This window comes from Pedobacter sp. ok626 (assembly GCF_900100435.1).
In the GTDB taxonomy this organism is placed as follows: Bacteria; Bacteroidota; Bacteroidia; order Sphingobacteriales; family Sphingobacteriaceae; genus Pedobacter.
Map to the genome: position 1 here is coordinate 381,293 of NZ_FNEX01000001.1, position 16,384 is coordinate 397,676.

A 16,384-nucleotide genomic window follows, 5' to 3' on the forward strand; every position below is an offset into this window, starting at 1 on the left:
ACGCATATGAAATTTTTAAAAACAGGTCTACATAAGTTTGGAGCACTTGTGCTTTTACTAACCGTGTTGTGTACTGATGCCAGCCAAGCTCAGAGTACCAAAAAAGCTTCCTGGATCTGGTATCCTGGTGATCTTGATATCTGGGTATCCAACAAAATGCAGAACCGCAGAACAGAAAGAGGAGCTTTTCTTCCCCCATTCTGGAAAATGGACAGTCACTATGTGCTGGTTGAGTTTCATAAGGAATTTAATCTGGCTAGTGCTGAAGAGGTAAAGTTGTATGTAGAAGGGCAATACAATGTGAAGATTGATGGACAGGCCTTTTCTGGTTATCCAAAAAAGATTACCATCCCAGCGGGTAAGCACAAGTTAAGCTTAAAGGTATATGGGCAGGATAAGGTCCCGGCGATATTTGTACAAGGCAAAACGGTGGTTTCTGATGAAACCTGGTTAACTACTTTTGAAGATAAGGAATGGATTGATGAGAGTGGAAAGGCTTCTGATAAGTCGGGGACGACCTTTGTTTCGGTTGGATCCTGGAATTTAACAGACCCATTATTACCGCCTTCGCAATTTAAGTTGGCTACAAAGGCAATGGAAGTTGTAAAAACCGATAAGGTGGATAAAGGTTTTGTGGCTGATTTTGGCAAAGAAAGCTTTGGCTTCCTTAAACTTCATGGTTTAAAGGGAAAAGGAAAACTGCATATTTATTATGGCGAATCCAAAGAAGAGGCCTTATCTGCTGATAAATGTGAAACGCTGGACTTGTTGGAAATTGACCTAAAGGGTAAAACAGACTCGGTAATTGAGCTGTCTAAAGCCTTTCGTTATGTAAACTGCCAGCCTGAAGGCGATGTTACCATAGATAAGGTAAGTATGCTGTACGAGTATGCGCCAGTAACAGAAAAAGGGAGTTTTCGCTGTTCTGATGAGCAAATCAATAAGATTTATGATGTATCCAAATACACGTTTCATTTAAACACACGGGAGTTTTTTATCGACGGAATTAAGCGCGATAGATGGGTATGGTCGGGAGATGCTTACCAAAGCTATCTGATGAACTATTATTCCTTCAATGAGTCGCCGATAGTGAAAAGGACTTTATTGGCGCAAAGAGGAAAAGATCCGGTAACGGCTCACATCAATACCATTATGGATTACTCTTTCTATTGGTTCCTGGGGATTTATGATTACTACCAGTATTCTGGAGATCAGAAATTTGTACAGGATATTTATCCAAGGATGAAAAGCTTGATGGATTATGTGTTAAATCGTAGGAATAAAGATGGTTTGTTGGAATGGATGCCGGGAGATTGGATTTTCATCGACTGGGCGGATAAGCTAAGTAAAGACGGGGAAGTAAGTTTTGAGCAACTGTTATTTTGCCGTAGTTTGGAAACCATGGCGCTTTGCGCCGATATGGCAAAGGATACTGAAGCTGCTGCTAACTACAAAAAACTTGCTGCAGATTTAAAGGCAAAGATATTTAAGTTGTATTGGGATGAAGGCAAACATGCGCTGGTCCATAGCAGGGTTGCTGGTAAACCGACAGATAATGTAACGCGTTACGCCAACATGTTCGGTATTTTTTTCGATTACTTTACACCTGCTCAAAAGCTAGATGTGAAACAACATGTGTTGATGAATGACCAGATCAAAAAGATCACTACACCATATATGCGTTTTTATGAGTTGGAAGCACTTTGCGCCATGGGCGAGCAGTCGTATGTGTTAAAGCAAATGAAAGATTACTGGGGTGGGATGTTGGATTTAGGCGCTACTTCGTTTTGGGAAGAGTACAATCCAGACAAGAAAGGTACAGAACATTTGGCCATGTACGGTCGTCCCTTTGGTAAAAGCCTTTGCCATGCCTGGGGTGCAAGTCCGATTTATCTATTGGGTAAGTATTATTTAGGTGTTAAGCCGCTTTCGGCTGGATATGAAACTTATGTTGTGGAACCTGCTTTGGGCGGGTTGGACTGGATGGAGGGTAAGGTACCGACACCTTCAGGAGAGATTTCGTTGTATTGCAGCAAAAAAGAGATTAAAGTGAAGTCCGACGAGGGATCGGGTGTGTTGAGGTTCAAAAGTATTTCTAAACCGGTTGTCAATGGTGGAGAGGCTGTTGAAGTAGGAAAAAGGACTTATGAACTTAAGCTGAAAAAAGGTGTAGCTTACGTTGTTTCTTATAAGAAGTAATCACAAAAAAGTCACCATCTCACAAAGAGCGTCTGAGGCCTCCTTGGTAGACGGTGACTTTTTTAATTGATCATTTTTCCATTGGTTACTGGACTACAGTAAAAGGACTGGTTCGTCGTTGCCAAGTTCCTTTTGCTTTGTCTTCCACTAAAAATGATATACTACCATAAGTTGCACCTAAAGGGAAATCTTGAGGAATGGTGAGGGTGATTTCTGTATCTGTAATCTGCATAGGAACGTTACGTGTTATTCTGCTGGTAATGGCAACTGAAGCATATCTGCCTGTTTGTGCATAATATTTTAAGGTACCCGGTGTGGCACTGTGTTTAAAAACGATAGATTGCCCGCGTTTAACTGTGAGTACATCGGCAGGAAGCGTAACGGTTCCGAGTGCCAGTAGAGGTCTATCTATGTAGTATGGACCTTTGGTCAGATTGCGTTTTCCAGTGATCACTTTAATGTGATAATGACTGGTATCCTGGCTAAGCACCAGGGGTATGTTTACGTTTACTCCATTGTTAGAAATAGAATTAATGATTAGTAGTGTTTCTTTTTTATTCTTATCCACCAGATATACAGCTGTTTGGGTTGCGTCAGGAATGAGGTAATCACCCAAGAGACTCATTGACCTGTTTAAATTTATCACCAGCTCATTGACCTCAAAATAAGGAAGAGGTTGATTATTAGCGATCTTTAAAGTGTAAGTATTGATGGAGCCATTCTGCGCTTTTACTTCATAGCTGAAACCTTCTTTGAAGGGGATTTTTGAGTCACTTTTCGGAGTAATTATCGCACGGTCGGAAACTGCAATCTGTGGCTGTATGGAATCCGGCTGATCCTGAAACGGAGGCCAGTAAATGATGATGTTTTTCCCTTGTATAGCGGCATTTAGTTCTATGCCAGAAACATCTTTGATACTGAATTTTTCGATTTCATTGTACGGGAAATCAGGATACTTTTTTTTACAGGAATAAGTTAGCATCAGCAGGAGTGCTGCCAGCGCATAGTTAAAGACTAAAAGCTTGTGTTTAAAAATCTCTTTTTGCATTTTATATTATTTCAGATCAGTGCATCATCTCATTGCGGGATATGCAATTATAATAGAGGCAACATAACCCACGCTGTTGCCTCTGTTTATTTTATTGGCCGTTGGTTTTACAGCTTGCGGTAACGGATTACTGTATTTGCTTTATTTTGTAAGTTCACACCAGAACCCCAGCTAATCGCATCGGTAAAGGCTACCAATTGAATAGCATAAGTATTTACTCCGTCGTTAATAAATACGTAAAAGTTTGGAATTGGTGTTGGTCCGTTTGGTGCAACATAGTTATACCATCCGTTTGGTGTGCTACCACCTGTATTCATGCCAACTATACTTGCGGTTGTTGCTGCGGAATAATCAGACAAAGTAAGATCACAAATTGCTTTACCTGGTGCAAGTAAGTATTTTAATGTACCTGGAGTCGATATGAAAGAATTAGAGCTGCTGGTAAACCATGCATTTACATCGGTAAAAGTTGAGAGTGAATCCTGATCGGGCGTGTTCAGGTCAACATAAACCGTATCAAATCCAACACGTGTCCTGGAATAACCTCCTTTGCCTAATACTTTGTAAGAAGAAGTATCACAGGTACTTGATAAGGTAGAGATATTGCTGCTTCTTTTCCCGTTAGCGATTAAGAGGTCTTCAGTTCCTGCTTGTTCTTTTTTACAAGATACTGCGATCAGACCAACTGCGGCTATGAGAGCGACAGTTTTAAACATTGTTTTAATTTTAAGCGTCATAAATTTAATTTTAAATGTTAAAATATAATATAGGAATGTGGATTCGAGGTTAATTGGTTACTGTAATTGAGGCTGTTTTATTTAGGGTAACCCAGTTGTTGAATAAAATTTTCATAGGAATATAAAGGTGTTCGCCTAATGGGAAGTCATTAGGGATAATTAGTGTGATAGAGGTGTTGTTATAGCTTTTTATAGGTAAATCATAAGTAATACCCGCGATAGTAACATTGACCGATTTTAATCCGATAATTAAGGTTTCAGGCGCGGCTGAATAAACAATTTCATCACCTCTTTTCACCTCTTTCGATCCGATGAGCACATCCGGTTGTTTATATATAATATGTATTTGTGGAAGTTCTTTAACGTGCCCCAGAAAGCTAATCCGCCCTTTATAGTAGCCTGTATCAATGTCAGTAGGGATTTCTAGCGCGTTCAAATAATATTCGTAAAGACCACTACCAGTCACCAATATACCTCCGTTTAGAAGGGTTTCTTTACTTGTCTTTTCTGATATGAGGTGTACTTTTGCTAAACCAACGCCACTTGCCATAAAGTTTCCAGTTATACTCAGTGTTGTTCTTGGGTAAAATACACCGGTATTGCTCCATCTTACCGTTAAATCAGGTGTGTTTTGCTGGACAATTTTAAGCTTGTATACCTGTGTACTGCCGTCTTTCGCTTTTACGGTATAAGTTGTACCAGTTTCATTCAGGTCGACAGGCAAAACTTCTTCCTTAAGCCGTGCACCTTCAGACACTTTAATTTCCGGATCGATCACTGCTAAACCATAATAGTAGGGGATATATACCGTAATGGATTTTTCAACCTGATCAATAGATCCGAAGATCACTGTATCTGGTAGATTGACAATTTTGAACTCTGTAATCTTGTTTTGAGAAAGAGGAGCAAGCTCCATAGTCTTTGTACAGGAAAGGGTAAAGAATGCTGCCAATAGGCAAACTACGTACGAGATGTTTAATATTAGTCTGTTAATTTTTGTTTTGTAAGCGTAATTCATATGTTGTTTTATTTTTAATAAATCTAAATAAGATTACAAATATGTGCATATTAAACTATAGGATGCTAACGCTAAAGGGATTATGTTTTTACTATTTCGGGATTTAATTTTGGATCCGGGATCGGTAAACAATCGCATAAAGTTTGGTGCGTGATTGTTAACTGCTAGTTGTCGATTGATTAACTACTAATTAATGGCTATTGGACGGCTTGGCCCGTTCAGTGTCCGTTCAGTGTCCGTTCAACGGGCGTTCAAATGCCGTTAAATAGACCTTAACTTTAAGGAAACTTTCCTAGCCAAATTGGAAGCCGAAAGTTGCGATTTCCAATTTAGTTGTCCATGAACATTGAACATATGTACCGGGATAAATAACTTAGCATTCTGCCAATATACTTGAACCGATATCGACTAAGAATATTGAATTTAGTCGAATGAAGTTTTCTACGATGCTATTGGTTGGTTTTTTAATGGTTGGGTACAGCCATGCAAAAGACATTTATATTTCTCCAAAAGGGAGTGATAAAAATAAAGGAACGATGAATAGCCCCTTCGCAACCTTGTACAGAGCGCAAATGGAAGCAAGAAAATATAAAGCCGAGCAGGTGAATATACTATTGCGAAAAGGAGCTTATGATTTAAGCCGACCTATAGTTTTTACAGTCGAAGATAGTCGTGCTCAAGGCGAGGGACTTAGCATTCAGGGGTACCAACAGGAAACTGTCACTATTAAAGGTTCAGCAAAATTAAAACTTAACTGGCAACAGAAGGATGGTATTTACGCGGCTAAAGTCCCGCAGTCAGGACTAATCTTTGATCAGCTTTATTTAAACGGTGTATTGATGCAGATGGCAAGGTATCCTAATTATCAACAAGGAAAAGTACCTTTTAATGGCACTGCGGCTGATGTATTAAGTGAGGCGCATATTAAGAAATGGAAAGCCCCTGAAGGAGCTTATCTTCATGCGATGCAGACGGCCATGTGGGGTGGTTTTGCCTATCAGATTAAGGGAAAGAAAGGGACGAAGTTGGAAATGGAAGGTGGATGGCAAAACAATCGCCCCACTACTATGCACAAAGATTACCGTTTTATTGAAAATATAGCAGAAGAGCTGGATACACTAAATGAATGGTATTTTGATAAGCAACAACAAGAACTTTACTTAAAGACCAATGTGAATTTGGCCACTGCGCTGATTGAGAGCCCGCAGATGGAAAGTTTATTGGAAGTAAAAGGTTCGGCTGCAAAGCCTGTGAAAAACATCACAATAAAGGGGATTACTTTTACCCATGCGCTGCGCACTTTTATGAAAAACAAAGAACCTTTATTGCGAAGTGATTGGACTATATATCGAAAGGGGGCCATTACCATTGAAGGCGGCGAGCACATCGACATAGAAAAATGTGTATTCACTGAGTTGGGCGGTAATGTTTTGGTGTATAGTAATTACAACAAGCAGCATATGTTTTCTGGTAATCACATCTATAATTCAGGGAGTAGTGCAGTAGTATTTGTTGGTGATCCTAAGGCTGTTCGTTCGGCCTCCTTTCAATATAGTCAATTTGTGTACCTAAAGGATATGGATACGAAATTCGGCCCTATTGGCAATAATTTCCCTTCTGAATGCACCGTATACGATAACCTGATCCATAATATTGGCCAGGTAGAAAAACAAACAGCTGGTGTGCATATCTCTATGTCACAAAATATTAAAGTAAGCCACAATACCATTTATGATGTACCTAGAGCAGGTATTAATATCAATGAGGGTACATGGGGTGGACATAATATTGAGTATAACGACGTTTTTAATACCGTTTTGGAAACCGGAGATCATGGTGCTTTTAACTCCTGGGGAAGAGATCGGTATTGGCACCCTAAGCGCGCGGTTATGGATAGTATTGCGGCTAATCGCCCAGAGTTGATATTTCTTGATGCCATGAAACCTACTTTGATTTTCAATAACAGATTCAGATGTGATCATGGCTGGGATATCGATTTGGATGATGGTTCTTCCAATTACATCATCAAGAACAATGTGTGTTTAAATGGTGGCTTAAAGCTAAGAGAAGGATTTAAGAGAATAGTGGAAAATAACATTATGATCAATAACTCCTTTCATCCGCACGTGTGGTTTAAGAATAGCCAGGATGTGTTTAAACATAATATCGTAAGCGCAGTTTATTATCCTGTTCACGTTGTGGACTGGGGAAAGCAAATAGATAGCAATCTTTTTCCGGATGAGTTTTCACTTAAAAAAGTACAGGAATGGAAAGTAGATTTGAACTCGGTGGTTGGTGATCCACAGTTTATGAATGTAGAAAAGGGAAATTATCGGGTTAAGGAGGGTTCAAAAGCCTTTGCTATCGGATTTAAAAATTTTGAGATGAATTTTGGAGTGGTGTCAACAAATCTGATCAAAAAGGCTAAAAAGGTCGCTATTCCTTTAATTGTACCGAAGGTATGGAAAGAGGATACTGTATATGATTTTTCGGGTGTTAAAGTGAAAAATTTGACTACACTTGCTGAAAGATCCGCAACTGGAATGTCTACTGAAACTGGGGTGTTGGTACTTAATGTAGATAATGGGAGTTTAATGAACAATACAATTAAGCCTAATGATGTGATTCTACAAATGGGCAATTATCCCGTGCTAACAGTTCAAGACTTAATGGAAGAAAGAAAGGGTTCTCAAAGTAAGACTACTGTTGTACTTAAGGTATTCAGGAACCAGAAGGAGCAGGAGGTAACTGTAAAACTGAAATAGCTAAGCTCGTTTTTTATTTTCCGGCACTTTGTTTTCTGCTATGCTTTCAATTTCTTTATTTAGAAAAAAGGATAAGCCTGTTCTGATGACAACAGTTCCGGCCAATATGCCCAAATCATCAAATGATGGGTTAAGGATCGTGTCGATAATATCAGATGCGATCAGAAATTCCAAACCCAGCAATAAGTAATAACCTACTTCTATTTTTATTTGAACGGTTTTTTCCAGTGAAAAGGAATTCTTGAAACGACTTAACTCGTTACTAATAAATTTGAGGAGACCAAGTGCTGCACCATAACAGATGATGGCAATGCTGGCATAGCTGATAATCTCGGATAAGGATTGGAGCACGTAATTCATTTGTAAGATGGGATTTATATAAAAATAACAAATTTTAAGCAAATTTTGACTTTGAATGTTCCATAAAAATTACATTTCAATTGCATCAAAGTTGCAATTGATCTTTGTGTTGTATTTGTAAATACGCAACTTTGTTGCAAAATAATATTGCAATGGAAAAAAATCAAAATTACGATGTAGTCATCATCGGCGGAAGTTATGCCGGACTGTCAGCAGCTTTAGCACTCGGTAGGGCAATAAGAAATGTACTAGTTATTGATAGTGGAAATCCTTGTAACCGTCAGACACCGCATTCTCATAACTTTCTTACCCAGGATGGCAACACTCCGGCAGGCATAGCTGCATTGGGAAAATTTGAAGTAATGCAGTATCCAACAGTAGAATTTTTAACAGATTTGGTGACCGGAGTAAAAGGAGAGAACAATAACTTCCAGGTGATTACGAACTCCGGTAAAGCGATAAAAGCGCGCAAATTGTTATTTAGTACAGGTGTAAAGGATTTGCTGCCAGAGATCCCTGGTTTTGCGGATTGCTGGGGAATATCTGTAATTCATTGTCCTTATTGTCATGGGTATGAGTTTAAAGATCAGGCTACAGGTATTCTAGCCAATGGAGATACTGCCTATGAAATGGCATCAATGATCAATAATTGGACAAAGAAATTAACTGTTTTCACCAATGGAAAAGCAGAATTAACTGAAGTACAGCTGCAACAGTTAAGCACTTTGAAAATAGATGTTATTGAAAAACCATTACAGGATATTGAACACAAGGGGGGGGCGATGGAGCGAGTCTTGTTTACCGATGGCAGTAGCCATATGCTAAATGCACTATATGCTAGGCCGCCATTTGTACAGCATTGTCCCGTTCCAAAAGAAATTGGCTGCGAAATCAATAAAATGGGCTATATACAGGTAGATGATCTTCAGAAAACAACAGTTGCAGGCGTCTTTGCTGCAGGCGATAACACCAGCAAATTTCGCGCAGTTTCGGCTGCAGTAGCAGCTGGCGGTAAAGCTGGAGCTTTTATTAATCACGAATTGATTGCCCATGGGTAATCAATTCGATCTCTTCGATTGAAAGGTCAATTTATTTTGTTTTTCATAGTTTGATGTCAAGATTTGTGCGTATTGATACTGTGATATTTTTTCGGATATTGCTGCGGGAAATATAGCTAACAAACAATGCTTTTGACGGAAACCTTTGATGAACAATATTGGATAGTCGCTTTTCGAAAGGGTAATGATCATGCGCTGTCCCATTTCTTTGAATTGCATTATAGATCACTTTGTTATTTTGCCGGGCGACTATTGCAGGATGATATGGAGGCCGAAGAGGTAGTCTCTGATTGTTTTTACAAGCTATGGGAGCGTCATCAAGATTTTGAAACTGCCCAAAATATCAAAGCATTTTTGTACATCAGCTGCCGGAATGCTTGTTTGAACCATCTTAAAAAGACGAAACGTAAAACGGCTATACAGCAGGAATATATTCAGCAACTAGAAGAGGGAGAAGAAACCATCTTCTATGAGGTGATTGAAACGGAAATCTTGACCATCCTGAGTCAGGAGATTGAAGGATTACCAGATAAATGTCGTGAGGTTTTTAAATTGATCTATCTGGAGAACCGGAAAACAGATGAAATAGCTGTAATGTTAGGCCTATCGGTACAAACCGTAAGAAATCATAAAACAAGAGCTATAGAACTGCTTAAAACATCTTTTTTGAAGAAAGGCCTATCCGCCGCAATGACATTAGCATTCCTCTTATTTATAGATCGATAAAAAAAAGCAAAATTCTTTTGGTTGTTTTTTTAATATTGTTGTTTCTATAACAAAATAGGAATATAGATGATCCCTCAGCAAAAATTTGAAGTAGCATATGAAATCTCCATCCTTGTTGCGGGATATCTTAGAGGAGATTTAACCAAGGAACAAGAAACTAAACTAAAGGAATGGCAACAAGCTTCAAATGACCATTTAAACTGGTTTAATGATTTTTGCCAACAGGAAAAGATAGATCAGCAGTTAAAAATGTTCCATGCTGCAAATAAAGCCTCGGTATGGAATAAAACTCAGGATAAGATATTGGCTGCTGGCAAGGCCCGGACTAAGGGAAGAATGTTTTTATGGCGGAGAATAGCCGTAGCAGCTTCAATATTGCTTTGCTTAAGTATTGGTCTTCATTTTTATCTAACTAAGAATACCAGTTTCTTTTTGGAACAACAGGCATCCCGAAGTGGGATTATTGCAGGTGGAAATAAAGCATTTTTGACCCTAGATGACGGAAAAAAGATCGTGCTAAGTGAAACTAAAAATGGAGTAATTATAGATGCAACCAAATTAGCCTATAGTGATGGTACAGAAATTCAGGTCATTTCTGCATCAGGAGATACTTCGCGCTATGCGAAAGTGAGTACCCCACGAGGAGGAACTTACCAGGTCGTATTGCCTGATGGGACCAGAGTTTGGCTAAATGCTGCTTCTGGACTGAGTTTCCCCACTAAATTTATCGGGACTTCGCGTAAGGTGGAGTTGAGTGGCGAGGCTTACTTTGAGGTAGCAAAGGATAAAATGCACCCATTTATTGTAGCGAGTAGGGGGCAGCAGATAGAAGTATTAGGTACACACTTTAACGTAAATGCTTATCCGGAAGAAGTAAATGTGAAAACTACCCTGCTGGAGGGGGCTGTAAAAATAAAGACGGATGGCCAAGCAAAATTACTGAAACCTGGTCAGCAGTCTGATTTGATCAACGGAGAAATAAGCATAAAGGAAGTGAATGTTGAAAATACTGTCGCATGGAAAAATGGAGAATTTTCATTTAAGAACGAAGAATTGGGCAGCATTATGAGGAAAATTGCAAGGTGGTATAATATTGAGGTTATTTTTAATAATAAAGAACTCAGCAAAAAGACACTTAGTGGCAATATTTCAAGATTTGAACAAGTTGCTAAAGTACTTCGGATTTTAGAAATGACAGGAGATATAAAATTTAAAATTCAGGGAAAAACTGTAACTGTATACTAGCGCAATATAACCTAAACCAATAAAACAAAACATGAACAACCTTCAGATAGACCATTAGCAAAATCTAGAAAAGTTTTACAGAAAAAAAGGACTCCGATCTTGCCATCGAAGCCCTTAAGTATCTGATAAAACCTAAAAATCTTTGTAGAACACAAAATTTATCAACTTAACCAGACAAACAAATGTATAAAATTTATACTAAGATATTGTGTTGGCCGGAACGCCATATGCCTAAAATTCTGCGAATTATTGATTCGGTTTTTAACCAAATCAATGGAGGCAGTAAAAATAAATGGATCATGCGAATTAACCTTATTACTGTTTTAATGATTGCAACTTTTTTACAAGTTAGTGCTGCGGGTTTTGCGCAGCAGCTTACTTTATCTAAAAGGAATGTTTCATTAGAGCAGGTATTCCAGGAAATTAAAAAACAAACGGGGTACAATGTAATTTATTTTGATAGCCAGTTGAATGATCAGAAAAAACTGGATGTTAACTTCAAGAAAACAGCGCTTAAAGAAGTGCTGGAATATTGTCTTAAAAACCAATCCCTGGTTTTTGCAATTGATGAAAAAACAATAGTGATCAAAAAGGAAGATAAATCAATTTTTGATAGAGTGATTGATAAATTCAAATCTTTTGATGTGTATGGAACTGTCTTTGATGATGAAGGTAATGTCCTGCCTGGCGCAACGGTGCGCATAAAAGGTTCTTCCAAATCTATAGTTACACCTTCGGATGGTGTATTTGCCTTTTCGGAGGTAGATGAAAGCACTGTTTTAGTCTTCTCGTATGTGGGGTATAGGACTCAGGAAATTGCGGTAAAGGGGAAAAGAATGCCTTTGAAAGTGATACTTATTTCGGCAAAGAGTGATCTGGATGAGGTGAATGTCACCTTTAGCACTGGCTATCAAAGTATTCCAAAGGATAGGGCAACAGGGGCTTACGCAATTATTTCTGGAGAGGAAATTGGGAAAAAGATTTCGCCAAACTTGTTGGAGCGTCTGGAAGGAACTGGATCAGGCTTATTGGTGAATGTGGGCACACCAGATCGTAGTCTTACTCAAGGCCGGGATAATTTTACCATACGCGGTACATCGACGATCAACTCTGAAAAAAAACCACTAATTGTTTTAGACGGTTTTCCTACTGAACTGGATCTGGTGAATATCAATCCTGATAATGTCGAGAACATCACCATCTTAAAAGATGCAGCAGCCGCGAGCATTTGGGGGGTAAGAGCCGCAAATGGGGTAATTGTTATTGAATCCAAAAAGGGCACTTATTCTAATAAACCACAGGTTAACTTTTCAAGCGTTTTTTCATTGACGGGCAAACCTAGATTGGATTATAGAAAAGTGCTCAATTCTGCTCAATATTTAGATCTTGAAAAAGAGTTGGTAGATAAAGGGATTCTTCCAGGTCAAAAATCTGCATTTTCTATTTATCCGCTACCATTAACTACTGGGACAGATCTATACATGCGATTTAAAAGAGGAGCGATTACTCAGCAACAGTATAATGATGAAGTAGGACGACTTAGTAAAACTGATGTGAACGAGCAGTATCAGCGATATCTTTTGCAATCTCCATTTTCTCAGCAATACAATGTAAGCATTAGTGGTGGATCTTCCATCACGCGTAATTACCTTTCGGCTTCTTATACCGATGAACATACCAATAATAAAGGTGATTATGGTAGCAGGATGGTTGTTAACTTCAGCAATGAGACCAAAATAACACCAAAGCTTACTTTTTCAGCTGAAACCTTTGTTTCGCTAATGAAACAAGAAAATAATGGTATTGGATTAACCGCCAATCAACCAGGAACAAATGCATTGTTACCTTATGATCAGATTGTTGATGCGAATGGTAATGCAACCAATTTTTCTTATAAAGCAAAGGTACAAACGTTGGATTCTTTGGAGAAACGTGATTATTTGCCCTGGAAATACAATTATATAGATGAGCTGGCAAACGCGGATAATACCTCTAGATCTTTAGCTTATAGGCTAACTGCTGGGTTAAACTATAAAATTATGCCTTGGATGAGTGCCGATTTGAAGTATATGACTGAACGGGAATTTGATAAGACAAGGAATTATTACAGTCCCGACACTTATATGGCAAGAAATACCATTAACACCTATACGGTGGCAACTAGCCATGTAAGAGGCGTGCCGATTGGTGGGATTCTTGACCTCAATGATGCAGAACAAAATAATTATAACATCAGGGGGCAACTGAATTTTAATCCTGATCTGGGTGCGGCAGGCCGTCTTGATGCGGTAATTGGAGCAGAGTTTAGAGAAACCTTGTTTTCCGCTTATGGAAACCGCGCCTATGGTTATGATAACCGCTTACTCAGTTCAACACCTGTAAATTATACGCAAGTTTACAAAACCGCTGATGGTGATGCGAAAGTTCCATATATCCTTAATCTTAATAATCGAAAAGATAGATACGCTTCGATCTTTGGGAATTTTACCTATACCTATAAATCTAAATATTCCTTGTCTGGAAGTTTCCGTAAAGATGATTCTAATTTATTTGGTGCTTCAAAGGAGTTTCGTACAGTGCCTTTATGGTCGATCGGAGCAATGTGGAGGGTTAAAGATGAAGGTTTTATGGCTCCTGTAGAATGGCTTTCTAAATTGAATTTAAGGGCAACCGCGGGGTACAATGGGAACCTAAATAAGGATACTTCTCCTTACCTGGTGATGCAGCAGTCGGGAAGTAACCCTGTCAATAATGATCCTTATGGAAGTATTTATAATCCCGCAAATCCTCAACTACGATGGGAAAGGGTTCAAACTTACAATATTGGAACAGACTTTTCCCTATTTAATTCCAGAATTAGCGGAAGTGTGGATGCTTACTGGCGCAAAAGTCTGGATTTGCTCGGAAATGTAGACATCAATCCTACTTATGGTTTTACCTCATTATTGGCTAATAAACTGGAGATGAAAAGCCGCGGAGTAGATGTCGAACTGAGTGCAAGAGCAATCAATGCGGCAGGGTTCAGTTGGACTCCATCTGTAAATGTTTCATTTAATACGAATAAGGTAACGAAAGCTTATTTTCAACAAGAAACTACTAGTTACTACACCAACACGAATAGCCCTAAACAAGGCCAAGAGTTAGGTAGTTTGTATACCTATAAATATGCTGGACTTAATGAAAAGGGGAATGCAATGATTTACAATGGTAAGGGTGAAAAGGTTTTGGCTGATCTGGTGACTTTTGATGAGAAAGATCTGGGAGCTCTGCAGTTTCAGGGAAATGTTACACCTCCCTATTTTGGTGGAATGTCAAACACATTTACTTATAAAGATTTTGAGCTGTTTACGCTATTCACTTTCAAAGCGGGGCACAAATTTATGCGTCCAACGGCAAATGAGGTTTTTAAACTACCATATACTAGGCTCGCGCAGGCTGATCTGGCAAATAGATGGAGAGTGCCGGGAGATGAATCGAAGACGAATATCCCCGCTATAGATCCTCAACATACTGGGACATTCCGCTACATTGATAGTGACTATTTCGTGGAAGATGCCAGTTATGTCAGGTGGCGTGATGTTACCTTAACCTACCATATTCCAGTAAAGAAAATCAAGTGGAGCGCCTTTCAAATGCTAAGTGTTAGTGCGACTGGCAGGAATCTGGCACTTTGGACGGCCAACAAAGAAGGAATAGACCCTGATTATCTTGATAATTTGAGTTTGTCAGCTTTGCCTCCTTCTAAATCCATTGTATTTAGTATTAAAGCGACTTTTTAAACCTTAATCCTGAAACTATGTACACTCAAAAATATTACTATATATTATTAATTGTCTTCTCAATTTCTGCCAGTTCGTGTAGGAAGTATGTGGAGCTTGAACCTCAGGGCAAAATTATACCCAGTACGGTAAATGATTATCAGCTGTTGCTGAATAACAGTGAGGTGTTCAATCTGTCTTATGGAAGTGTGGATTATCCGACCGATGATATCGCTTTATTAAATGATGACTTCATCAATAGCTTTGATGTACGATCTTTGCAGATTTATAAATGGGCTGACCTCTTTTATCAGGCGAATGAAGATGATCCGGAATGGAACTTATTTTACAAACAGATATACAATGCCAATGTGGCCATTCAGGGACTGCCGGAGGCAAAATCTGGCGACGCGAATTTAAAGGCACAGCTAATTGCAGAAGCTAAAGTACATCGTGCTTATGCATATTTGTGTCTGGTTAATCTGTATGCAAAGGAATATCATGTAAGTAGTGCTGCAACGGATCTTGGTGTGCCTTTACTTACAGAACCGGGTTATACACAAAGTTTGAAACGAGCTACTGTCGGTGCTGCTTATGATTTGATCTTAAGTGATTTAAGCGCTGGTGTGCAAACACTGCCATCATTGGCTACAAGTAAAACTGCACCGTCAAAATCTGCAGCATATGCTTTGTTGGCTCGTACTTATCTGTATATGGGTGAATATCAGAAAGCCTTAGATAATGCCAATTTATCACTGAGTATAGAGTCGGCTCTTTTTAATCTTAATCCTTACGTGAATATGGGAGCTGGATCAGGTTATCCAGATGGTTTTTTTCTTCCAACCAGCCAGAATAACCCGGAAGTGATATGGATGAAGGCAAGTAGTGATGGAGGGGGTAATTTTCCGCTGAGTAATGAATTGGTAACCTTGTTGGGCACAAAAGACCTGAGGAGTCATTTCTTTACCTACTATGTTGGTCCAGATGGAGATCCTATTGGGATTTTCAATTACCCGGGCACCTATCATACCTACTTCGCTCCATTTGAAACGGTTCCTGGCAGTACTCAAATGGGTCCAACTGTGCCTGAAATGATGCTGATTAAGGCCGAATGTCTGGCCAGAACACAAAAAGGACAGGCTGGATTAGCTGTTGTGAATGAACTTCGCAAGTTCAGATTTAAGCCAGCAGATTATACAGTTTTAACTGCCGCTAATGACGATGCAGCTTTGTTGCTAATTTTACAGGAAAGAAGAAGGGAGCTTTTTTGCAAAGGATTTCGTCTTTTCGATCTAAAAAGATTTAATACGGATCCAAAGCTCGTAAAGACAATTACACACCCACTTAAAACACAACAGCTGACATTGGCACCTGGTAGTAACCGTTATGTATACCCGATTCCAACTAAAGTGATCAATGCCAATCCGGAAATAGACCAGAACCCAAGGTAGCTGGCCTTTAAATAATTAG

At 39.0% G+C, this 16,384-nt stretch carries 11 protein-coding genes; 7 read left to right on the plus strand and 4 right to left on the minus strand.

Annotation, left to right across the window (positions count from 1 at the left end; translation table 11 throughout):
• Nucleotides 1-6 precede the first annotated feature (6 nt).
• Nucleotides 7-2,199, plus strand: a complete 2,193-nt coding sequence (locus BLS35_RS01315; protein ID WP_090776983.1) for an alpha-L-rhamnosidase-related protein — start codon at nucleotides 7-9, stop codon at nucleotides 2,197-2,199.
• Between the two features lie 85 nt (nucleotides 2,200-2,284).
• Here BLS35_RS01315 and BLS35_RS01320 read toward each other — a convergent pair whose 3' ends face one another.
• From BLS35_RS01320 to BLS35_RS01330, 3 genes are all read right to left on the minus strand, one after another.
• Nucleotides 2,285-3,247, minus strand: coding sequence for a hypothetical protein (locus BLS35_RS01320; RefSeq protein WP_090776985.1), 963 nt, complete (start codon nucleotides 3,245-3,247; stop codon nucleotides 2,285-2,287).
• A 107-nt stretch (nucleotides 3,248-3,354) separates the two neighbouring features.
• Complete coding sequence (locus tag BLS35_RS01325; protein ID WP_090776987.1) at nucleotides 3,355-3,984, minus strand: hypothetical protein; 630 nt, start codon at nucleotides 3,982-3,984, stop codon at nucleotides 3,355-3,357.
• 49 nt (nucleotides 3,985-4,033) lie between these two features.
• Nucleotides 4,034-5,002 (minus strand): hypothetical protein, encoded by a 969-nt coding sequence (locus BLS35_RS01330; protein ID WP_132225897.1) that lies wholly within the window; start codon nucleotides 5,000-5,002, stop codon nucleotides 4,034-4,036.
• Nucleotides 5,003-5,433: 431 nt separating this feature from the next.
• On the opposite strand from BLS35_RS01330, the gene BLS35_RS01335 reads away from it, so the two are divergent.
• A complete protein-coding gene (locus BLS35_RS01335) occupies nucleotides 5,434-7,767 on the plus strand; it encodes a PDZ domain-containing protein (RefSeq protein ID WP_090776991.1) in 2,334 nt (777 codons plus the stop codon).
• On the opposite strand, the gene BLS35_RS01340 is transcribed toward BLS35_RS01335, so the two are convergent.
• Entirely contained in the window at nucleotides 7,768-8,127 is a 360-nt protein-coding gene (locus BLS35_RS01340) for a DUF1622 domain-containing protein (RefSeq protein ID WP_090776993.1), read from the minus strand.
• Between the two features lie 152 nt (nucleotides 8,128-8,279).
• Here BLS35_RS01340 and BLS35_RS01345 point away from each other — a divergent pair, with 152 nt between their 5' ends.
• From BLS35_RS01345 to BLS35_RS01365, 5 genes are all read left to right on the plus strand, one after another.
• Nucleotides 8,280-9,185 carry an NAD(P)/FAD-dependent oxidoreductase gene (locus BLS35_RS01345; RefSeq protein ID WP_090776995.1) on the plus strand — a complete coding sequence of 302 codons (906 nt, stop codon included), beginning with the start codon at nucleotides 8,280-8,282 and terminating at the stop codon, nucleotides 9,183-9,185.
• A gap of 126 nt (nucleotides 9,186-9,311) precedes the next feature.
• Nucleotides 9,312-9,911 (plus strand): RNA polymerase sigma factor, encoded by a 600-nt coding sequence (locus BLS35_RS01350; RefSeq protein ID WP_090776997.1) that lies wholly within the window; start codon nucleotides 9,312-9,314, stop codon nucleotides 9,909-9,911.
• A gap of 66 nt (nucleotides 9,912-9,977) precedes the next feature.
• On the plus strand, nucleotides 9,978-11,156 hold the full coding sequence (locus BLS35_RS01355; protein ID WP_090776998.1) for a FecR family protein: 1,179 nt from the start codon (nucleotides 9,978-9,980) through the stop codon (nucleotides 11,154-11,156).
• A 182-nt stretch (nucleotides 11,157-11,338) separates the two neighbouring features.
• A complete protein-coding gene (locus BLS35_RS01360; RefSeq protein ID WP_090777000.1) occupies nucleotides 11,339-14,935 on the plus strand; it encodes a SusC/RagA family TonB-linked outer membrane protein in 3,597 nt (1,198 codons plus the stop codon).
• Between the two features lie 17 nt (nucleotides 14,936-14,952).
• A complete protein-coding gene (locus BLS35_RS01365; protein WP_090777002.1) occupies nucleotides 14,953-16,365 on the plus strand; it encodes a RagB/SusD family nutrient uptake outer membrane protein in 1,413 nt (470 codons plus the stop codon).
• Nucleotides 16,366-16,384 lie beyond the last annotated feature (19 nt).

Coding starts and splice junctions, on each gene's coding strand:
- BLS35_RS01320 (WP_090776985.1), bottom strand. CDS start 3,247: ATGCAAAAAGAGATTTTTAAACACAAGCTTTTAGTCTTTAACTATGCG.
- BLS35_RS01340 (WP_090776993.1), bottom strand. CDS start 8,127: ATGAATTACGTGCTCCAATCCTTATCCGAGATTATCAGCTATGCCAGC.
- BLS35_RS01345 (WP_090776995.1), top strand. CDS start 8,280: ATGGAAAAAAATCAAAATTACGATGTAGTCATCATCGGCGGAAGTTAT.
- BLS35_RS01360 (WP_090777000.1), top strand. CDS start 11,339: ATGTATAAAATTTATACTAAGATATTGTGTTGGCCGGAACGCCATATG.
- BLS35_RS01315 (WP_090776983.1), top strand. CDS start 7: ATGAAATTTTTAAAAACAGGTCTACATAAGTTTGGAGCACTTGTGCTT.
- BLS35_RS01355 (WP_090776998.1), top strand. CDS start 9,978: ATGATCCCTCAGCAAAAATTTGAAGTAGCATATGAAATCTCCATCCTT.
- BLS35_RS01350 (WP_090776997.1), top strand. CDS start 9,312: ATGCTTTTGACGGAAACCTTTGATGAACAATATTGGATAGTCGCTTTT.
- BLS35_RS01365 (WP_090777002.1), top strand. CDS start 14,953: ATGTACACTCAAAAATATTACTATATATTATTAATTGTCTTCTCAATT.
- BLS35_RS01330 (WP_132225897.1), bottom strand. CDS start 5,002: ATGAATTACGCTTACAAAACAAAAATTAACAGACTAATATTAAACATC.
- BLS35_RS01325 (WP_090776987.1), bottom strand. CDS start 3,984: ATGACGCTTAAAATTAAAACAATGTTTAAAACTGTCGCTCTCATAGCC.
- BLS35_RS01335 (WP_090776991.1), top strand. CDS start 5,434: ATGAAGTTTTCTACGATGCTATTGGTTGGTTTTTTAATGGTTGGGTAC.